Raw genomic sequence first — 20,210 nt, 5'->3', positions numbered from 1 at the left:
CCGGCGTCGCGCCGACGCCTATCCCGTCCGCCGCCGCAACGCTGCCTGGTAGACCCGGGCGTAGGCGGCTGCCGGCCGGCGCCAGCCGAAATCCTGTCGCATCCCGTTGGCCTGCAGGGCGGCCCAGGACTTCCGATCCTCCCGGTACATTTGCACTGCAGCCTCCAGGGCTGCGGCCAGCGCACTGCCGCTCGCCTCCTCGAACAGGAAACCCGTCCCGCTGCCGTCGGCGATGCTGGCCGGCGTCGCCTGCACCACGCTGTCGGCCAGGCCGCCGGTGCGCCGCACCACCGGCGCCGTGCCGTAAAGCTGGCTGTACATTTGCGTCAGGCCGGAGGGCTCGAAGCGGGAGGGCACGGTGAAGAGATCCGCGCCGGCGATGACGACGTGGGACAGAGCTTCGTCGTAGCCGACGTGCAGCCCGATGCTTCCCGGGTGGCGCGCGGCCAGCCGGCCCAGGCCTGCCTCGAGCTCGGCGTCGCCGCTGCCCAGCAGCGCCCACTGGACTTTTTCCGCGGCCAGCCGCTCCACGGCCTCGGGGAGCAGGTCCCATCCCTTCTGCGCGGTCATGCGCCCCACCATCCCGATGACCGGGACTTCGGGCCCGCGCGCGAGACCGAAGCGATCCTGCAACTCCAGCTTGCAGCGTGCCTTGCCCGCCATGTCGCCGGCGTCGTAGCGCGCCGGCAGCAAGGCGTCCGTGGCCGGGTTCCACGCCTCGCCATCGACCCCGTTGAGAATGCCCGTGAGGGCCCCGCCGCGTGCGCTTAACACCCCTGACATGCCATGGCCGTACTCTTCGGTACAGATCTGCCGCGCGTAGGTCGGGCTCACGGTGGTGAGGCGGTCGGAGTACCAGAGGCCCGCCTTCATGAAGCTGAGATGGCCGTAGAACTCGAGGCCGTCCGGCTGGAAGGCGGATGCCGGGATGTGCAGCGTGTCGCGCACCGTGGGCGGGAAGTTGCCCTGGTAGGCGAGGTTGTGGATGGTGAACACGGTGGCGGCGGTGACCGCGGGGTCGAAGTGCGCGTAGGCGGACACCAGGCCCGCATGCCAGTCGTGGCCGTGCAGGACGTCTGCCCGCCAGCCGTCGAGGCCCGCGCCCGCGCCAAACATGGCGCCGACCTTGCCGAGCAGCGCGAAACGCAGGCTGTTGTCGTCCCAGTCGCGTCCCTGGGCGTCCGTGTAAGGACCGCCGGGGCGGTCGTACAGCGGGGCGCAATGCAGCAGCCAGGTGGGAATGTCATAGCCGGGCAGGCGCCCGCGCAGCAGGCGCGCGTGCGGCAGGCCGGGCAGCACCTCGAAGGCGCGTCCCGCGGCCTTGCCGGCAAAGGCCTCCTCGACGGCGCGATACCCCGGCAGCAACAGCCGCACGTCGTGGCCCTGCTCGATCAGCGCCCGGGCCAGCGCCGGGACGACGTCCGCCAGCCCGCCCGTCTTGACCAGCGGCCAGGCTTCGGCGACGACGAACAGGATCCTGGGCTTGGGAGGCATTAAGGGCGGCGCGGGGAAGTTCGGGGAAATTTAACACAGTAGCGACGCGGCGGAGAGCGACCAGACGTGGCGCGACCCGGCGGTGCTGCTATCGTATGCACAGGACTCGAAAGCACCTGGGGGATGTCATGAAGACGGGAAGACCCGGACGCTATGTCAGCAGCCTGACTCGCGATACCGTGGCGCTGATCCTGGCCGGTGGACGCGGCTCGCGCCTGAAGGCCCTGACCCTTTCACGCGCCAAGCCTGCCACGCCCTTCGGCGGCAAGTACCGCATCATCGACTTCCCACTGTCCAACTGCGTCAACTCCGGGATCCGGCGCATCGCCGTGCTGACGCAGTACAAGGCACACGACCTCATCGTCCACCTGCAGCGCGCCTGGGGTTACTTCAGGGGCGAGTTCAACGAGTTCGTAGAGATCCTGCCGGCGCAGCAGCAGATCGATGCCTCCTGGTACAAGGGCACCGCCGACGCGGTGTTCCAGAACCTGGACTACCTGCGGCGCCAGGAGCCCGAATTCGTCCTCGTGCTCGCTGGCGACCACATCTACAAGATGGACTACGGCCTGATGCTGGCCGAGCATGCCGAGAGCGGCGCCGACGTCACGGTGGGCACGGTCGAGGTGCCGGTGGAGCGCGCGCGCGAGTTCGGCATCGTCACCATCGACGAGAACAACCGCATCACGCGCTTCGTCGAGAAGCCGCTGCATCCGGAGCCCATCCCGGGCCGCGAGGGCATCGCCCTGGCGTCCATGGGCATCTACGTGTTCAACGCCGATTACCTGGAGCGCATGCTGTGCGCCGACGCCAAGGACGAGGAGTCCGCGCACGACTTCGGACGCAACATCGTTCCCGGCGCCATCGATGCCGGCGACAAGGTGCATGCCTACGTGTTCCAGGACGCGGAGACCAAGGTGCAGATGTACTGGCGCGACGTCGGCAACGTCGACGCCTTCTACGAGGCCAACATGGAGCTCACCTACGTGGCGCCCGAGCTCAACCTGTACGACCAGGAATGGCCGATCTGGACCTACCAGGCGCAGCTGCCGCCGGCCAAGTTCATCCTCGACGACGCCCAGCGCCAGGGCCGCGCGCTGAACTCCATGGTCTCCGGCGGCTGCATCATCTCGGGCGCACTGGTGCGCGACTCGGTGTTGTTCAGCAACGTGCGGGTGGCCGAACACTCGGCGGTGGAGCGGTCGATCATCCTGCCGAATGTCGAGATCGGGCGCGGTTGCCGCATCGTCAAGACCATTGTCGACGAGGACGCCACCATCCCCGACGGCATGAGTATCGGTGTCGATCCGGAAGCGGACCGGCGCCGGTTCTTCGTCACGCGCGAGGGCGTCGTGCTGGTGACTCGCGACATGCTGGAGGCCTTGTGATGCGGAAGATGTTGTTGCTGCTGGCCCTGGTCGCGGCGTGCCAGGCCTTGCCGGCTGCTGAGCCGGTCGAACGCGGCGCAGGCTATGTCGAGGCCATGGCGCGCGAGCATGCCGGCGACCAGCCCGTGGCGGGCGCGGCCGGCGGCGAGGCGGCCGCGGGCGTGGTCGGCGCAGAGGTGGATTACGGTCCAGGCCGCGGCTACCTGGCGCGACCCGCGGGCACCCCGCGTGCCGGCCTGGTGGTGATCCACGAGTGGTGGGGACTGAACGAAAATATCCGCGAGATGAGCAACCGCCTGGCAGCCGAAGGCTACCTGGCGCTGGCGGTGGATCTGTATGAGGGCGAGGTGGCCGGCGAGCCGGGCGAGGCGCGCACGCTGATGCAGGCGCTGATGGGCGACGAGGATCGCGCCGAGCGGCACCTGGGCGCCGCGCTGCGCTGGCTGGAGGACGAGGGCGGCGTGGCGCAGGTCGGCAGCATCGGCTGGTGCCTGGGCGGCGCCATGTCGTTGCGCCTGGCGCTGCAGATGCCCGAGGAACTGGACGCCGCGGTGATCTATTACGGCCGCCTGGTCACCGAGCCGGCGGAACTGGCCCCGCTGCGGATGCCGATCCTCGGCATCTTCGGCGGGCAGGACCGCGGCATCCCGGTGGAGTCGGTACGCGAGTTCGAAATGGCGCTGCAGGCGCTCGGCAAGACGCACGAGATCGTCATCTACGACGATGCCGACCACGCCTTCGCCAATCCCTCCGGCACGCGCTACCAGCCGGAAGCCGCGGCGGACGCCTGGCGGCGCACGCTGGCTTTTCTCGACGAGCATCTCTAGGGAATACGGCATGTCCGACGCGCTGATGTTCTGGCCCATGCTCGGCATGGCCTTGTTGACGGCCGTGGCGTGGGGCGTGATGGGGCGGCGCCGCCAGGCGGCGGTGCGCAGCAAGGCCATGCGACTGGACGATTTTTCCGGTCGTGGCGAGGTGCCGATGTCGCCCGAGGTGTCGGTCTCGACGCGGCACTTCGCCAATCATTTCGAGATCCCGTTGTTGTTCCATGCCGCCTGCCTGGCGCACCTGGCGCTGGGAGTGGCGAACGTGGTCGCCGTCGCACTGGCCTGGGGCTTCGTGGTGTTGCGTGCGCTGCACATGCGCGAGCACCTGGGCCCCAACCGTGTCATGCGGCGCTTCAACCTGTATTTGTTCTCCACTGCGCTGATGTGGCTGTTGTGGCTGCACCTCGCCGGCTGGATCGTGCTATCCGGCTGAAGCGTGGATCGTGCCGCGTCAGTCGCGCGGCAGCGTCTCGACCAGGTCCCCGAGCAGCGCGGCTTCGCGCTGCGGGAACAGCGCCTGGTTGAGCTCCAGCTCCACGCCGAGGTAATCCTTCCCGAAGCGCCTGCGCAAAGCCGTGGTGTGGCCGTCGGCTGCCCCGCGGTATGGATAGTTGCGGCGCACGCGCCAGCCGCAGGCGCGCAGGCGGAGCTGCCACGCGCGGCTGAAGCGGGCCTCCGCGCTGCGTGCCGGGTCGTACAGCAGGCCGATGTCGGCGTTGCGCACTTCCACGCCCAGCACCGGCGTGAAGCTGTGCACCGAGACATGCCGCACCTGTGCGCCCTCCGCCAGCCACTTCTCGATGGTGGCGACCACGGACGCCCGCCAGGGCTGCCACCAGCGCGCCGCGATGTCGGCGCGCGTCGCCGGGGACAGTCCCCGGACGCGGCGGGAAAACACCTGCGGATGGTGCAGGGAGCGGTTCAGGTCGACCAGAAGCCGGCTGGTGGTGGCGCAGAACGCCGCGTCGGCGTGCGCCGCGGCGAGCGTCTCGAAGGCCTGCAGGGCGCCGCTGTCCCAGCCGCGATGGGAGGCCAGCTCCTCGGCCGCATCGCTGAAGGCATGCTGCAGCTCCGCCGGGATGTCATGCCCGCCATGCTCGCAGGTGAACAGCCAGCGCGTGTGCACCGTGGGCGTGGCGGTCACGGGTAGAGGCGGTTGCCCGCCAGGCAGCCGGCCAGCGTCCGGCAGGCCTCCTGCAGCACGGCGCGGTCGGGCGTCGTGCCGGTGCTCCGCAGCAGGCGGCGCGCCAGCGGGCCCTCGGCGAGGATGCGACCCAGCGTGCGGCGCGCATCCGGGGCGAAGTCGTCGCGCGCGCGTTCACAGATGCGCCGCCATGCTTCGCCGGCGGTCATGGCGCGCTCGCGCAGGCCGAACATGCGCAGGTAGTCGCCGTCCACGATACGTGCCTGGTCGCCGTCTTTCGCTACCGCCAGCAGGATGTCCGCCAGCAGGTCCTCCGGCCATGCCTGTTGCGCCTCGAGCGGCGCAGTCGACTCCGCCGTGAGCTGGCGCAGCAGCGCCACCACGGCGCCGATCACGGCCAGGTCGGCCGCCGGGCACTCCTGGATGTCGATCACCCGGATCTCGATGGCGTTGCGGTCGAAGCGCGCGATGGCGCCGCGCGAGTTGAGGAACAGCGGGTCCAGCACGCCGTCCGGGTCGTGCGGCCGGATGTCGCTGGCGATGCGCTCGAACAGGCCGCGGTAGTCGCGCTCGGTGAACAGGCGCTCGGGGATCACGCGACCGGTGATGGACGGGATGCGGGCCTGGTTGTGGCGGTAGGTCTCCAGGCGCGCGTCCAGGTAGCCGGTAAAGCGCCCGTCGAGGAACGGCGAGCTGGCCGCGAGGGCCGGGATCAGAGGCAGCGCGAGGCGGATGGCGGCATGCAGCCGGCCGAACTGCTCGTCGTCGGCGAAGGGCAGGTTGAGATGGGTGCTTTGCAGGTTCGACCAGCCGTGGCCCTGGCAGCCGAAGATGCGGTCGTAAGTGGCGTAGATCTCGGCGCCGCCGTGCGGCCAGATGCGCGTCTCGGTGGACGGGTCCATCCAGGGATGGGCGCCGGTGCCGAGCAGCATCGCGTTATGGGGGGCGAGCAGCCGGTTGGCCTCGAGCACGTCGGCGTGAAAAGCCTCGTCCAGGCCCGCCAGCGATGCAGCCGGCCCGTTGGTCTTGAGTTCCACCAGGTGCGAGACGATTTCGTTGGACCAGCCGATGGCGCCGCGTTCCACGTCCTCCGCCCAGGCGCCGGTCCCGGCCGCGTCACGCAGCAGCAGGTCGGCCAGCGGCCGCACTGCGAGCGTGTCGCGGTCGACGATCATGTACTCCATCTCGATGCCGAAGACCTCGAACAGGCCCCAGCGGCGGCGCGCATTCACTTCCGCTCTCCCTCCCGGCGCGCGTCGACGCGTCGCCGCAGCGCGGCGATGACGGCGTCGTACAGCGCCTGCCCGAGCACCTTGTCTTCCACGCCGGCGTCCACGCTCGGGTTGTCGTTGATCTCGATCACCAGCGGCTTGCCGTCGACCTCCTTGAGGTCGACGCCGTACAGCCCCTGTCCCATGAGACGCGCGGCGCGCACGGCCGTCTGCACGATCAGCGGCGGCGCGTCCGCAACGGCCAGCGTTTCGTACTGGCCGGAAAAGTCGCTGCGGTGCCGGCTGGCCCAGTTGTAGATCTGCCAGTGGCCGCGTGCCATGAAGTACTTGCAGACGAACAGGGGCTCGCCCTCGAGCACGCCGACGCGCCAGTCGAACCCGGTGGGGACGAATTCCTGGCCGATCACCAGGTCGGAGGCTTCCAGCATGCGGTCGGTCAGCTCCAGGTATTCCGCTTCGGTGTGCGCCTTGGCGACGCCGTGCGAGAAGGCGGAATCCGGGACCTTGAGCACGCAGGGCAGGCCGAGGCGCTCCAGCGCCGGGCGGCGCTGGCCGCGCTGGATGATTTCCGTGCGCGGGATCGGGATCCTGGCGCCCTTGAGCACCTCGGCGAGATACACCTTGTTGGCGCAGCGCAGGATGGAGTCCGGGTCGTCGATCACCGCCAGGCCCTCGGCCTGGGCGCGCCTGGAGAAACGCCAGGTGTGGTGGTTCACCGACGTCGTCTCGCGGATGAACAACGCGTCGAACTCGGCCAGCCGGGGATAGTCGTCGCGCCCGATGAACTCGACGCCGAAACCCTGCCGGCGCGCGGCCTGGACGAAGCGCTGCAAGGCCTGCCTGTCCGACGGGGCGTCGCGTTCCTCCGGGTTCACCAGGATCGCCAGGTCGTAGCGGGAACGGTCGCTGCGTTCCGGCGGGTAGCGCTTGCGGCTGAAATAGCGTTGCGCCGCCTGGTGCATGAACTCGAGGTGCTGCGGCGGGATCTCGTCCAGCGACAGCGCCCGCACGCCGCGCAGGTTCCACTTCTGGCCACGCCCGAACTTGGCGCGCAGGAACGGCGCGGGGAAGAGCCGGAACAGCGCGCGCGCCAGGGCCTGGTGCTGGGCCGCGAGGTTCTCGCCGAAATAAATCGACAGCACGAAGTCGTCGGACTTGATGCGCGCCAGGCTCTTCTGCACCAGCTCTTCCACGTCGGTGGGAATGAAGCGCACGAAGCCGGGCGCGTTCAGGTCCTGGATGGTGCGCACGTCCGGGATGACCCGGTGTCCGCGCGCCTCGGCCAGCAACGACACGTAATAGCCGCGTGTCTGGTAACCGTAGGAACGCGCCAGGTTGAACACCCGCACGCCCCGTCCCGGCCAGGGCTCGGCAGGATCGAGATAGCTGGCGACGGAAATCACCTCGCCGTCCTCGCCGCGCGACAGGGGCCACTCGGCCGGGTTGTCCACCACGATCAGGCGCTTCAAGGCAGGGTCTCCTCAGCCAGTACCAGCAGGTTGGCGTCGTAGGTCATGACGCCGAGCAGGATGGCCCGGATCAACCGGTCCACGCCGACGTCGTAGTAATGGCTCTCTTCTGCCAGCGGGTTGCCGATGAACGGGTCGGCCACGCGCACCTTGCGGCCCTCGCGCCCGCACAGCACCACGAAATGGCCCGTGGGCTCGCCGCGCAGGTCGTCGTACACCGCGCGGTTGTGGCGGTTGGTGTACTCGCGGCAGCTGTCATAGAGATAGGTGGCGCTGAGCCCGGTCAGGACCGGCAGCCCGGCGTCGAAGGCGTGGTCGAGCAGGCGCGGGCGCAGGTCGTCGAAGGCGATCTCGCCGCCGAGCTGGAGAAAGCGGATGTAGGCGCGACTCGCCTCCTGGAATTTCTTGCCGTGCTTGTGCTGCAGCTGCGCCTCCAGCTTGCCGACCAGCGCCGCCGCGTCCAGCCCGCGCCAGGAGGGATCGAAGATCTTCAGGTGGTAGCTGTAGAGGCGTGCGCGGTAGCCCAGGCGCAGCGCATGATTGCCCAGCGACACCGCCAGGGTGCCGCCCTCGGGCAGGCCGGGCACCTCGGAGATGAGCTGCCCGAGCTCCATGCGCCGCCCGAGATAGCGGTAAACCGCCTGCAGGCAGGTGGGGCCGCAGCTGATGTCGTCGGGCTGCGGCAGCATGCGGATGTCGAGGTAGGGGTGCGGGCTCACGGCTGCAGAGAGGTCATGCGTGGTGGGCGCAATCTCGCGCCTTTTACCGTCCCGCGTCAATCAGAAATTCGCCGGCTGGCGAAAAGGCGGCGCTCCCCGGCAGAATCGGGACATGGACGAGGACGCCGACATGCCACCGAGGCCGTTGCGAGACTGGCGCCACCAGGCGCTGCCGGCGCTCGGCATCGTCGCCCTGATGCTGTTCCTGGCGCTGGTGCGGCCGCCGGGGGACGCCTACGGCTGGCGTACGCTGTTCGAGATCGGCCACGTGCCCTTGTTCGGCGTCGCAGGCCTGCTGATGTTGCGTATCGTGCGCGCGCGGCGCGGCAGCGCGGTTGCGACGCCTCCCGACTTCCTCATCGCGCTGCTGGCGACGGCGATCCTGAGCCTCGCGGCCGAGGCCTTCCAGGTATTCCAGCCTGGCCGCGACGCCAATGTCGGCGACGCCGGGAAGAACCTCCTCGGGGCGGTCTGCTTCCTGGCCATTGCCGCGGCGGTGCATCCGGGGTTGTGGCAGCGGCTCGGCAAGGACGGACCGACCGCCGCCCGCATGGTGCTGGTCGCGGCGGCGCTGACCCTGGCGCTGGCCCTGGCGCCGGTGTTGGGGGTGGCCTGGCACTACGCACAGCGTGCCGCCGCTTTCCCCCTGCTGGCTGACTTCACTGCATCCTGGCAGAGGCCTTTCCTCAGCCTCGGGCGGTCCGAGCTCGAGAGCGTGCGGGCGCCGGACGGCTGGGACGAAATGGCCGGCCGGGAGGTGAGCCGCCTCACCTTTCTCGACGCGCCGTGGCCCGGCGTGACGGTGCGCGAGCCATGGCCGGACTGGTCGGCCTACGCGACGCTGCGTTTCCAGGTCTGGTCCGAGCTCGAGCAACCCGTGGAGATCGTGCTGCGGGTGGACGACACCCACCGCGAGCGCGATCACGCCGACCGCTTCAACGGCAGTTTCATCGTGGTGCCCGGCCTGAACGATTTTTCCATACCGCTGCACACCGTTGCTGACGGGCCGAGAGCGCGGCGCCTCGACCTCGCCGACATCAGCCAGTTCATCCTCTTCAGTCGCCGTCCCGGAGAGCCGTTCGCGCTGTACTTCGGCCCGGTGTGGCTGGAGGGCGAGCCGAACAGGATTGCCGATGCCCCCGGCTCGGATTAGGGTAGGCGCCAACCGATGCCGAAGCACCCGAGGCTGCGACCTTGAATCCCGCGGATCCGCCGCAAGTACCTGATCACGAGCCCGTGCGCGGCAGCCGTCGCGGGCCGGGCGCCCGCCTCATGGTGCTGTACGGCGCCATCGTCCTGTTCCTGCTGGCGTTGTTCGGCCTGGCCAAGCCGCGCGGCCTGCTCGAGGAAACGCTGCGCGACCTGCGGCACATATTCTTTTTCGGCTTTGCCGCCCTGATCATCCTGGAAATGACGGCGCTCATCGGCCGCCGCTGGATTCGCAAGCGATCCCTCTATTACGCCGTGGCGGTGCTGTCGGTGCTGGCGCTCGTTTTCGGCTACGAGATCGTCACCGGCACGGATCCCGAGTTCCCCGTGCGCGGCGTATACAGTTTCCTCGGCGCTTTCGGTTTTCTCGCCCTGAGCGCTGCGCTCGACCGCGGGCTGAAGCGGGAGCACACCTGGCTGCGTGGCTGGCCGCGGCGTTCCATCGGCGTCCTGGGGGCATTGCTGGTGGCCGGCGCGCTCAATCCGCTCGGGCCGGTGCTGGCCTCCTACGCCGGGCGCGCCGGCGCTTTCCCCGTCGTGGTGGACCTGGCCAGCACCTGGCAGGAGCCATTCATCGAGATGCACGACGCCGAGCTGTTCGTCGGCAAAGGGCCCGACGAGTGGCCGCGGCGCGCCGGCAGGCGCGTTGCGCTGCTGCTGCCGGACGGCACGCCCGGTTCCGGCGTCATGGTGCACGAGCCGTTCAAGGACTGGAGCGGGTTCTCGGTGCTGGTGCTCAACGTGTACTCGACAGCAGCCCATCCGGTCCGCGTCAACTTGCGCCTCGAGGACAGCTCGCGCCTGTTGCCGCCGGAGGAGCGGGCCGAATACCTGCTGCGCGTGACCCCGGGGGCCAACGACTTCTACATCCCGCTCGACGCGCTCCTGTCGGTGCCGTCCGGGCGCGAATTCAGGCGTGATGCGGTCCGGCGGCTCGGGCTGTTCCTGGCCGAGCCCGCGCCTCCGTTCCGGCTCTACGTCCACCGGATCCGCATCGCCGAGGAATGAATTACCGGCACGCCTTTCATGCCGGTAACTTCGCCGACGTGCTGAAGCATGCGGTGCTGTGCGCATTGCTGCGGCGCTTGCAGCTGCGCCCCAAGCCGCTGAGCTACGTGGAGACGCACGCCGGGGCGGGAGCGTTCTGGCTCGACGGGCCGGAGGCGCGCCGCTCCGGCGAGGCGGCCGACGGCATACTGCGCCTGGCGCGGCTGCAGCCCGCGTCGCCGGCCCTGGCGACCTACCTCGACCTGGTGCGCGGCCTGCCCGGCAACGAGCAGGGCATCAGGATCTACCCCGGCTCACCGCTGGTCGCGGCCAGGCTGCTGGGCGCGCAGGACCGGCTGGTCCTCAGCGAACTGGTCCCGGATGAGGCCGCTGGGCTGCGCCGGCTGTTTCGCGGCGACGCTCGCGTCGCCGTGCATTGCCGGGACGGGTGGGAGGCTCTCGGCGCGCTTCTGCCGCCCACCCCGAAGCGCGGCCTGCTGTTGATCGATCCTCCCTACGAGGCGCCGGACGACCTGGAACGAGTCGTCGCGGGGCTGGTGCTGGCGCGGCAACGCTGGCCCGTGGGCGTGCTGGCCGCGTGGTACCCGGTGAAAGATCGTCGCGCGCTGCGGCCGTTCGAGCGTGCGCTCGACCGCGCCGAGCTCGGCCCGGGCGGCGTCCTGCGCGCCGAGGTCGCGGTGCGTCCCGACGACAACCCGGGCAGCCTGAACGGCAGCGGCATGCTGCTGGTCGCGCCGCCGTGGGGCGTGGCAGACGACCTGCGGGCACTGCTCGAGGAGACGTGGGGCGCCCTGCGACAGCCCGGCGCGCCGCCGCCGCGCCTGGAGTGGTTACGGCCGCCGGCATGACCGCGTGGGCGTGCTGACAAAGCGCCCGCAGATTCGCGAACTGCGTCACGCCGCACTGGCCTCCGGGGTTGCTAGTCTCCGAATCTCAGGAGGAGTGCCCAATGAGCAACATACAGCCGATAAGCGAGAGTTACTGGGTCGAGCCCGGCGTACTGTTGGCGGGAGAGCATCCGGGCCACTGGGAAGAGGCGTTGTTGAGGCGCCGGATTTCGCGCCTGCTGGACGCAGGGGTCCGCCTGTTCGTGGATCTCAGCGGACGCGGCGACGTCGCCCGCCCCTATCGTCCCATGCTGGACCGCATCTGCAGCGATCGCGGCATCATCGCCGAGCATGTGCACAAGCCCCTGCCGCTGGAGCAGGTGCCGGAGCGGGCCGAGCAGGTGGTCGACATCCTGCGCGTCATCCACGAAGGCATCGAGCGCGGCGTCCGTGTCTACGTCCATTGCTCCGACGGCGTGGAGCGTACGGGGATGGTGATGGGCTGCTGGCTGGTGGAGCGCGGGCTGGATCCCGAGCGCGCCCTCGATGAGCTTTCGCGCCGCTTCATGGCCATGGGCAAGTCGCAGACTTTCCGCGGCACGCCGACCAACGCGGCGTACCTGGAGTGGGTGGAAAATTGGGAGCCCAGGCTGGGCATCCGGCAACTGCACTCGCAAGCTTCCTGAGCCGCTTGTCCCGGGGCTCATGGCGGGTTCCGCCTGCTCTTCCCGCTAGGCGCGCGTGGCGCTGTCCACCTCTGGCATTTCTTCGCCTTCGGGCACCGTGTCGATGGTGATGCCGCGAAACGCGAGCAGTGCCGCCACGAACGGGTTTACCAGGTTGAGAAAGGCCCACGGCAGGTAGGCCAGCGTGGCCACGCCCAGCGTCGTGGCCATGTAGGCGCCGCAGGTGTTCCACGGGATGAGGGGTGAAGTCAGCGTGCCTGCATCCTCGATGGTGCGCGAGAGGTTGCGGGCCTTGAGACGCCGGCGCCGGAACTCGGCGCGAAACATGCGGCCCGGCAGGACGATGGCGATGTACTGGTCGCCGGTCACGATGTTGGTGCCGATGGACGTCAGGAGCACCGAGGTGATGAGGGCGCCGGTGCTTTTCGCGGCGCGAATGACGCCCTGGATGATCCGCTGCAGCATTCCCGCGTGTTCCAGCACGGCGCCGAAGGTCAGTGCGGATATGATCAGCCAGATGGTGGTGAGCACGCTGCTCATGCCCCCGCGCGACAGCAGGTCATCGACCACCGCGTTGCCCGTGGTGGCGGCGTAGCCGTCCATCAGCGCCATCCAGGCGCCCTTGAGCAGCGCCAGGCCGAAGCCGATCTCCTCGGCGCCACCGTAGGCCGCCACCAGGCCGGGCTGGAATACCACCGCGAACACGGCGCCAAGGAGCGCGCCGAAGAGGATCACCGGCAATGCATGGAAGCGTGCTGCAGCCAGTCCGAGCACCGCCGCGAGCGGCAGCAGCGTCCACCAGCCGAGATCAAAGTTGGCTTCCAGCGCGCTCGAGATCTCACCGAGCGAGACCTCGGCGCTCGGGCCGCCACCCGCCACGCTGACGACGGCGAAGCCGGCCAGGGCAATGAGGAAAGAGGGCCCGGTCGTGTACATCATGTGCCGGATATGGGTGAACAGCTCGGTGCCCGCCACGGCCGGCGCCAGGTTGGTGGTGTCGGAGAGCGGCGACATCTTGTCGCCGAAATAGGCGCCGGAGATGACGGCACCGGCGGTGATCTCGGGCGCCAGTCCCAGGCCCTGCGAGACGCCCATCAGCCCGATGCCGATGGTGCCGGCGGTGGTCCAGCTGGAGCCGATGGACACTGAGACCAGGGCGCAGATCAGGCAGGCCGTGGGATAGAACACCGTCGGCGAGAGCAGCAAGCTGCCGTAGTAGATCATGGCCGGAACGGTGCCCGACATGCTCCAGGTGCCGATCATGGCGCCGATGGCGAACAGGATCAGCAGCGCGCCCATGGCGGTCGAGATGCCGTTGACGATCGCCGCGAGGATTTCCGTCCAGCGTTCGCCGTTGAAGATGGCAATCATGGCGGCCACGGCGGCGGAAAAAGTCAGCGCCACCTGGTTCGCGCCCTGCGAGGAGTCTGCGCCGAAGAGGATGATCGACAGGGTCAGCAGCACCACGAGGACCGCGATCGGCGTCAGCGACTGGAGCATGCTGGGCAGCCGCACGGCCGCGCCGGGATGGGCGCTGTGTTCCCTCAAGCCGGTGTCCCCGTGGTTCGTTGCGAAGGCGCAGTATAGACGAGCCCGCGGCTTGGCATCCCGCGCCGGGTGCGCGGCGGTCTCAGATTTTTTCCAGCAGGTACTCGCGCATGGCGATGCGCGCCTGGAGGCGCTGGCACAGCAGGAAGCTGCCGCCGAGCTTGCGGTGCAGCACCGCGGTCTCAGCCGGCGGGTTGCGGTACTCGCGGGAGCGGAACACGATGTCCAGCCCCGCGGCCGCGGCGCGCGAGGGCAGGTTCGAGGCGCCGAAGTCGTAGGCGCCCTCTGTCGTCAGCGGCTCGCACACCATCATGATGAGGTCCACCACGAGCTGTTTGTGGCGCTCCGAATCGCTTTCGCGCAGGTAGCCGATTTCCGCCGCATGCCGCTCCACGCCGGCACGGTCGTCGTCAAGGATAGCGCGCGTGATGCGACGGTAGCGATCGACGAACGGCGGCGGAAACTCCACCGCAGCGCCGAGATCCAGCAGCACGATCTTGCCGTCCTCATGACGGTACAGGTAGTTGGCGAAGTTCGGGTCCGTCTGCATGAAACGGAACACGTAGAGCTCTTTGAAAGTGAGGTCCTGGATCGCTTCCGCGATGTGGTTGCGGACATCCTGCGGCACGACGTCGTGCACCAGCTGGTCCAGCGATTCGCCCTCGACCCAGTCCATGGCGAGAATGCGCTGCGTGCTCAGTTCACGGTGCACCCGCGGAATGACGAAGCGATCGTCGTCGGCCAGCAGCTTGCCGTAGCGCTCCAGGTTCGCGGCTTCCGTGAGGTAGTCGGCCTCCTGGCGCAGCTGCTTCTTGGCTTCCTCCACGATGTCGGACACGTCCAGTTCGCGCGGCAACACGCGCGCCATGTTGAGGAACATGGCCAGGTTGTCCACGTCGCTGTCGATGCTCTTGGCGACGCCGGGATACTGGATCTTCAGCGCGATGTCCCTGCCCTTCGCGGTTCGCGCGCGGTGCACCTGCCCGATCGAGGCCGAAGCCGCCGGCTCGAACTCGAAATGCTCGAAGCGCGCCTCCCAGCCCTTGCCGTACTCCCGCCCCAGCAGCCGCTTCACCTGGGTCTGCGGCATGATGTCGGCGGACGCCCGGAGCACCGACAGCGCCTCGGCAAATTCCGGCGGCAGCACGTGGCTGCTTTCCATCGACAGCAGCTGGCCCAGTTTCATCGCCGCGCCGCGCATATGCGCCAGGCGTTTCGCCAGCCGGGTCGCATTCGCGCCCGACAAGAGCGCCGAGGCCGCCTTGTCCGAGGCGCCGCCCGTCGCCCGGCGCAGGCCTTCCGCCAGGCCGCCGACCGCCATGGTCCCGGCCGTCAGGCCCATGCGGAACAGGCGCCCGGTCCGGGTCACGGGGACGCGCGACTGGCGGCGGCGGGGCGGGGTCTTGGGCTTGTCGGTCACGGGCGGCAGATTACCACGCGCCGTCGCCCACATCCCGACCGCACCGGGACCCTTGCCTTGAAGACCTGACCGCGGGGCCGGGCCGTGCAAGGCGCCCTTCGTTCGGAAATCTTTATCTCACTCAGTGCGCCTTGCACGTCCCGACCCCGCTGCCGGGTTGCCTTCGTGGCCAGGGCGACGGCGGACCCGGCCGACACCGGGAAGACATGCCGCGCTGGGACCTTGGCGGCGCGCCGCGGCGGGAAGACCCGTGACTGGCGCAGCACCGGGTCCCGGTGTGGTCGGGGACGGAGCAACGGTCCGGCCCTGCGGTCGGGTCAGCGGGAGTGAAGTTCGACGACGTCGCCGTCGCTGACGGGCTGCTCCGCCCCGACCTGCTGGCCGTCGAACACCGCCGCGCCCCACATGCGCGCGAAGCGGAAACCCTCGGCGATGTCCTTGTGCACCAGCCGGGCGACGTCGAGGACCGTGTCGCCCTGGCGTACCGTGAACGGGCGGTCGCGCTCGACGTCCTTGCCCGGCGCCTTGGTGTAGACGCGGACCACGCCGAGGGCCTTGAACAACCAGGGCGCCAGCTCGCCCAGCCCCTGCCCGGTCTCGGCCGAGACGCGCAGCGTCGGGTAGTGCACGTCCAGCAGCTCTTCGAGCACCGCAACCTCTTCCGGGTCTGGCAGCAGGTCGCTCTTGTTCGCCACCAGCAGGGTCGGCAGTTCGATGCGGAAGGGGTCGTCGAGCGTGTCGCTCTCGCCCGGGCCCTCGTCTGCGCCGGATTCCAGCGCGGGCCAGTCGGCAACGAGGCTGACCTTTTTGCCTTCCAGGGTGTCGAGGATGAACTGCACGTTCTCCACGCAGGCCGGGTCGGCCAGGTCCACCACCAGCAGCGCGGCGTCGCAGCTCTGCAGGCTGGAGGCGATCCACGGCGGGCTGTGCTCCGGCGACATGGACGGGAGGTCGAGCAGCTGGAACGCGACGTCCTCGAAGGGCAGCATGCCCGGCTCCGGGAACTGGGTGATGAACGGTCCGGGTCCGGATTGCGCACGCGAGCCGGTGAGCCTCAGGTGCAACGCCGACTTGCCGCTGTTGGGCGGCCCGAGCAGGGCGAGCTGGGCGGCGCCCTCGGGTCGAATGGCAAGCGCCGGGCCGCTGCGCTTGCCGCCCTTCTTCGGGCCGGCGAGTTCCTCGGTGAGGTCCTTGATGCGACTCTTGATGTCCGCCTGCAGGTGCTCCGTGCCCTTGTGCTTGGGGATGGTCGAGAGCATCTGTTTCAGGCAATCGAGCCGATCCTTCGGCTCGCGCGCCTGGCGATAGGCTTCCTCCGCCTTCTTGTACTCCGGCGAGACGTTGGTGGGCATCCGGTGGACTCAGTTGTCGTGCTGCGGCCAGGCCGAGGCGTCGATGGTCTCACGATAGGCATGCCAGGTGGCATGGCCGAGCAGGGGAAACAGCACGAGCAGCCCGACGAAGGCGGTGGCGAAGCCGATGCCGGTGAGCACCACGATCAGCCCCAGCCAGACCGCCATGGCCGGCTTGTTGCGCAGGGCGGCGTTGGCGCTGCTGATCACGGCCGTGATGGTGTCCACCTCGCGGTCGACCAGCATGGGCAGGGAGAAGGCGCTGGCGGCGAATGCGATCGCGGCAAAGATGGAGCCGACCGCGGAGCCGATGGCGAGGAAGCGGACCAGCTGGATCATCTCGGGGCGGGACTCGATGGGGAAGAACACGTGCACCATGGAGCCGGCGCGTGCCCAGACGAGAAAAATCACCAGCAGCACCAGGGCGAACACCATGCTGTCGCCGAGGCGATCGCGCGCGGTGCGGACGCTGAGGTCGAAGGTCGGGACGCGGCCGAGCTCCAGCTGCCAGCTGATGGTGTAGAGCGCGATGGCGAGCAACGGGCCGATGAACACGAAACCCGACAGCAGCGACAGCATCATCACCCAGCTGCCGAGCCACAGGGCGAGCAGGCTGACGGCCCAGGACAAGGCGAGCACGATCAGTCCCCAGCCCAGGCTCTGTCCCGGCGCTGCGCGCATGTCGCGCCAGCCGGCCGCCAGCCAGCGCAGCGGGGCGCCCGGCGCGATGTCGCGGCAGGGCGCGACGAAAGGCCGTGCCGCAGCACCGTCATCTGCCGGCGGATCTTCCCGATTCACGGTGCAACCAACCTCCCTCTTGCCGCGTCTTCTATACCACAAGGCGCCGCAACCGTTCACGGCCGCGTTGGCGTTGGGCCGGTGACGCCTGTACGCTTGTGCGGAAATTCGACGGAGTGACAGGCCGCAAGCGGATCCGGGGTCGAGACATGAGTTCTTTCTTCGCCGAGCTGAAGCGCCGCAACGTCATCCGCATCGCCCTGTTCTACGGCGCCGGCGCCTGGCTCGTGTTGCAGGTGGCCGACGTCCTGCTCGGCATCATCGAGGCGCCCGAGGGTTCGTTGCGCTTGCTCGCCATCGTGCTGGCGCTGGGCTTTCCGTTCGCGCTGGTGTTGTCCTGGGCGTTCGAGATCACGCCGGAGGGCATCAAGCGCGACCGCGACCTGCCGGACGATGGCCGCGCATCTGCCGAGGCGGCGCGCAAGCTCAATATCGCCACCATCGTGCTGCTGCTGCTGGCCATCGCCCTGCTGTCCTGGAACATGTTCGGGAACCATGCCGCGCCCTCGGCGGAGCGGGCGGCTACGCCCGCCGTGTCGCCGCCGCCGCCGCCCCCGCCGGCTGGCACGCAGGACCTTTCCATCGCCGTGCTGCCCTTCGTCAACATGTCGCAGGACCTGGCCAACGAGTATTTTTCCGAGGGCCTGTCGGAGGAAGTCCTGAATGTGCTGGCCCGCATCGACAATTTCCGTGTTGCCGGGCGCACCTCCTCCTTTGCCTTCAAGGGCCAGAACCAGGACCTGCGCGCGATCGGTGAGCGGCTGGGCGTGGCGAACATCCTCGAGGGCAGCGTGCGGCGCCAGGGCGACCGCGTGCGGGTGACGGCGCAGCTGATCGATTCCCGCACCGGCTATCACCTCTGGTCGGACACTTACGACCGCCAGCTCGACGACATCTTCGCCATCCAGGACGACATCGCCACCGAGGTGGTGCGGGCACTGCGCCGTACCCTGCTGCCGGGGGACGAGGCGGTCATCAGCCAGAGCGCCAAGGGCGATGTCGAGGCCTACAACCTGTTCCTGCGCGGCCAGTTCCACGCCCGGCTGCGCACGCCGGAAGGGCTGCGCCGGGCACTGGAGGAATTCCAGCAGGCGGTGCTGGTCGACCCGGACTACGCGCCGCCCTACGCCGGCATCGCGATGGTGTATGCCCTGCTGGACAACTACAACTACCGCAGCCTGGAGGAGACCGGACCGCTGGCCAACCGGGCGCTGGAGCGGGCGCTCGAGATCGATCCCAACAGCGACGAGGCCTGGGCGGTGAAGGGCCTGCTGCTCAGCCAGGGGCCGGATGCGAAAGAGCGCAATAGCGAGGCGCGGGCCGCACTGGAGCGCGCGGTGGAGATCAACCCCAACAACGCTTTCGCGCACCTGTGGCTCAGCGGCACCCTGCTGCCGGACCTGGTGGCCGCCCGCAGCGCCCTGCAGCGCGCCTACGCCGTCGACCCCTTGTCGCCGGTGATCGTGTATCGCCAGGTGATGTGGTCTTTGCAGGGCGGGGAACAAGCGGATATCGAGCGCTACCTCGGCGAGTTGCGCGAGGTGGCGCCGGAATGGTTCATGACGTGGTTCGCCATCGGCACCGTGGCCATGCAGGAGGGCCGGGTCGCCGACGGCGCCGTGGCCTTCGGTCGCGTGCGGCGCCTGAACCCGGAATACCTGGGCGCGGTGAGCCAGGAAGCTTTTGCACTCGAGATGCTCGGCCAGGCCGACGCCGCCGGCCGCCTGCTGGCGGACGCGCTGGAACGCCGCGGCGGCGAGGAGCTCGGGATCGCGCTGGCGGGACACCGCGCGCGACGTGCGATCGCGGAGCAGGGACTGGAGGCGGGCCTGGCCGTGTACCGGGAGGAAGTCGAGCGACGGCAGATAAGCAACCTGGAGGCGCTCGGCGACCTGGCCTTGTTCGAAATATCCGCTGGTGAGCCCGAGGCCGCCGAGCGCCGCGTGCGCGACATCCTGGGCATCGGGCCGGAAGAGGTGCCGGATTGCCACTTCTCCGAGATGACGCCGTGCATCGCCCTGGTCATGGCGTTGAACAGCCAGGGCCGGCGTGACGAGGCGGTCGAGACGGGTGCGCGACTCAGGACGATGATCCAGACCTTGCGCGGCCAGGGTTTCCAGAACCCGGTGATGCTGCTGATCGAGAGCTACCTGGGACACCTCGCGGGGGAGGGCGGCAACCTGGAGACGGCCATGGCCGCGGCCATCGAGCAGGGCTGGCGGGTGCCGCTGCCGGTGATCAGCTGGCTCTTCGCCGGCCATGTCGACGCTGCCGAGTTGGAACGCCTCACAGGGTTGATGGACGCGGCACTGGCGCAGGAGCGCGTGCGCTACGAGGCGCTGCAGGCCGCGCCCGACGGCGGCATCGCCAGCTTGTTCTCGTTCAGCTTCGGTTCAGCCGTCCCCGCCTAGCCTGTACTCGAGGCTGCCGGACCACCCCGCGAGGGCGACGGCAGACACGACTACCAAGGCGAGGAGCATGGCCATGAAAACGAACCTGAAGCTGAAGCTGGCGCTGGCGGGATTGATGCTTGCGGTGGCCGGTACCGCCACGGCCGATCCGAGAGTCCGCTCCGGCGGCGTCGAGTACGCCCGCGTCGTGGACGTCACCCCGATCGTGCGCCAGGTCCGCATCGAGACCCCGGCGCGCGAGTGCTGGCAGGAAACCGAGTACCAGACCATCCGGCGCCATGACGACTATTATCGCGGCGGCCGTGTGGACTCCCCCGTGCCGACCATCGCCGGCGGGATCATCGGCGGTGTCATCGGCCGCCAGTTCGGCAGCGGCAGCGGCCGCGACGCCATGACCGCCGTGGGCGCGCTGGTCGGCGCCTCCATTGCCACCGAGGCGGCGCGAGACGATGGTTACCGGCGCGGCAGCTCGTACGAGCGTCGTCCGGTCACGGTGGAGCGCTGTGAAACCCGCGTGTCCTACCATGAGGAAGAGCGCATCGAGGGCTACCGCGTGACCTACGTCTACGCCGGTCGCGAGTACATGACCACGATGGCGTCGCCGCCGGGCAATCGTATCCCGGTGCGCGTGAGCGTGGTGCCGACGGGCCGGCGCTAAGCAGGTCCTTGCATTCGCGG

18 protein-coding genes are annotated in these 20,210 nt (G+C 69.2%); 9 read left to right on the top strand and 9 right to left on the bottom strand.

All coding sequences use genetic code 11. The features are described from left to right. Positions 1–18 precede the first annotated feature (18 nt). Positions 19–1,494: a glycogen synthase GlgA gene (gene glgA / locus G8346_RS00835; protein WP_166047241.1), complete on the bottom strand. Its 1,476-nt coding sequence runs from the start codon at positions 1,492–1,494 to the stop codon at positions 19–21. Positions 1,495–1,622: 128 nt separating this feature from the next. Between glgA and glgC the strand changes: the two genes are divergently transcribed. From glgC to G8346_RS00820, 3 genes are read left to right on the top strand one after another with little or no spacing between them, the layout of a single operon-like run. Further along, positions 1,623–2,879 (top strand): glucose-1-phosphate adenylyltransferase, encoded by a 1,257-nt coding sequence (gene glgC, locus G8346_RS00830; protein WP_166047239.1) that lies wholly within the window; start codon positions 1,623–1,625, stop codon positions 2,877–2,879. After that, positions 2,879–3,706 carry a dienelactone hydrolase family protein gene (locus G8346_RS00825; RefSeq protein ID WP_166047237.1) on the top strand — a complete coding sequence of 276 codons (828 nt, stop codon included), beginning with the start codon at positions 2,879–2,881 and terminating at the stop codon, positions 3,704–3,706. Before glgC ends, G8346_RS00825 begins: the two co-directional genes overlap by 1 nt. Before the next feature lie 10 nt (positions 3,707–3,716). Continuing rightward, positions 3,717–4,142 carry an MAPEG family protein gene (locus tag G8346_RS00820; RefSeq protein ID WP_166047235.1) on the top strand — a complete coding sequence of 142 codons (426 nt, stop codon included), beginning with the start codon at positions 3,717–3,719 and terminating at the stop codon, positions 4,140–4,142. 18 nt (positions 4,143–4,160) lie between these two features. Here G8346_RS00820 and G8346_RS00815 read toward each other — a convergent pair whose 3' ends face one another. The 4 genes from G8346_RS00815 to G8346_RS00800 are packed head-to-tail and all read right to left on the bottom strand — an operon-like array spanning position 4,161 to position 8,273. Beyond that, positions 4,161–4,853 carry an N-formylglutamate amidohydrolase gene (locus tag G8346_RS00815; protein ID WP_166047233.1) on the bottom strand — a complete coding sequence of 231 codons (693 nt, stop codon included), beginning with the start codon at positions 4,851–4,853 and terminating at the stop codon, positions 4,161–4,163. Next, positions 4,850–6,085: a glutamate-cysteine ligase family protein gene (locus G8346_RS00810; protein WP_206202510.1), complete on the bottom strand. Its 1,236-nt coding sequence runs from the start codon at positions 6,083–6,085 to the stop codon at positions 4,850–4,852. Before G8346_RS00810 ends, G8346_RS00815 begins: the two co-directional genes overlap by 4 nt. After that, entirely contained in the window at positions 6,082–7,554 is a 1,473-nt protein-coding gene (locus G8346_RS00805) for a RimK family protein (protein ID WP_166047230.1), read from the bottom strand. Before G8346_RS00805 ends, G8346_RS00810 begins: the two co-directional genes overlap by 4 nt. After that, positions 7,551–8,273 (bottom strand): hypothetical protein, encoded by a 723-nt coding sequence (locus G8346_RS00800; protein WP_206202509.1) that lies wholly within the window; start codon positions 8,271–8,273, stop codon positions 7,551–7,553. The genes G8346_RS00805 and G8346_RS00800 overlap by 4 nt, the downstream gene beginning before the upstream one ends. A gap of 112 nt (positions 8,274–8,385) precedes the next feature. Here G8346_RS00800 and G8346_RS00795 point away from each other — a divergent pair, with 112 nt between their 5' ends. The 4 genes from G8346_RS00795 (at position 8,386) to G8346_RS00780 (ending at position 12,003) form a co-directional block, all read left to right on the top strand. Next, positions 8,386–9,426: a VanZ family protein gene (locus tag G8346_RS00795; RefSeq protein WP_166047228.1), complete on the top strand. Its 1,041-nt coding sequence runs from the start codon at positions 8,386–8,388 to the stop codon at positions 9,424–9,426. 83 nt (positions 9,427–9,509) lie between these two features. Then, positions 9,510–10,490 carry a hypothetical protein gene (locus G8346_RS00790; protein WP_166047226.1) on the top strand — a complete coding sequence of 327 codons (981 nt, stop codon included), beginning with the start codon at positions 9,510–9,512 and terminating at the stop codon, positions 10,488–10,490. Beyond that, positions 10,487–11,338: a 23S rRNA (adenine(2030)-N(6))-methyltransferase RlmJ gene (locus tag G8346_RS00785; protein ID WP_166047224.1), complete on the top strand. Its 852-nt coding sequence runs from the start codon at positions 10,487–10,489 to the stop codon at positions 11,336–11,338. Before G8346_RS00790 ends, G8346_RS00785 begins: the two co-directional genes overlap by 4 nt. A 101-nt stretch (positions 11,339–11,439) precedes the next feature. Continuing rightward, positions 11,440–12,003: a protein-tyrosine phosphatase family protein gene (locus G8346_RS00780; protein ID WP_166047222.1), complete on the top strand. Its 564-nt coding sequence runs from the start codon at positions 11,440–11,442 to the stop codon at positions 12,001–12,003. A gap of 45 nt (positions 12,004–12,048) precedes the next feature. On the opposite strand, the gene nhaC is transcribed toward G8346_RS00780, so the two are convergent. From nhaC to G8346_RS00760, 4 genes are all read right to left on the bottom strand, one after another. Next, positions 12,049–13,551 (bottom strand): Na+/H+ antiporter NhaC, encoded by a 1,503-nt coding sequence (nhaC, locus tag G8346_RS00775; protein ID WP_240901209.1) that lies wholly within the window; start codon positions 13,549–13,551, stop codon positions 12,049–12,051. Positions 13,552–13,633: 82 nt separating this feature from the next. Next, a complete protein-coding gene (locus G8346_RS00770; protein ID WP_166047220.1) occupies positions 13,634–14,971 on the bottom strand; it encodes an AarF/ABC1/UbiB kinase family protein in 1,338 nt (445 codons plus the stop codon). 317 nt (positions 14,972–15,288) lie between these two features. After that, on the bottom strand, positions 15,289–16,323 hold the full coding sequence (locus tag G8346_RS00765; protein WP_166047218.1) for a TGS domain-containing protein: 1,035 nt from the start codon (positions 16,321–16,323) through the stop codon (positions 15,289–15,291). A gap of 9 nt (positions 16,324–16,332) precedes the next feature. Continuing rightward, entirely contained in the window at positions 16,333–17,121 is a 789-nt protein-coding gene (locus tag G8346_RS00760; RefSeq protein WP_370520506.1) for a DUF2189 domain-containing protein, read from the bottom strand. Positions 17,122–17,270: 149 nt separating this feature from the next. On the opposite strand from G8346_RS00760, the gene G8346_RS00755 reads away from it, so the two are divergent. Together G8346_RS00755 and G8346_RS00750 are read left to right on the top strand one after the other, a co-directional pair. Next, positions 17,271–19,532, top strand: a complete 2,262-nt coding sequence (locus tag G8346_RS00755) for a hypothetical protein (RefSeq protein ID WP_166047216.1) — start codon at positions 17,271–17,273, stop codon at positions 19,530–19,532. Between the two features lie 73 nt (positions 19,533–19,605). Then, positions 19,606–20,190 (top strand): glycine zipper 2TM domain-containing protein, encoded by a 585-nt coding sequence (locus G8346_RS00750; protein WP_166047214.1) that lies wholly within the window; start codon positions 19,606–19,608, stop codon positions 20,188–20,190. The last annotated feature ends 20 nt before the right edge of the window (positions 20,191–20,210 follow it).

This window comes from Thioalkalivibrio sp. XN279, from assembly GCF_011089885.1.
Classification (GTDB): Bacteria; Pseudomonadota; Gammaproteobacteria; order Steroidobacterales; family XN24; genus XN24.
This window is presented reverse-complemented; position numbering and strand designations above follow the sequence as displayed.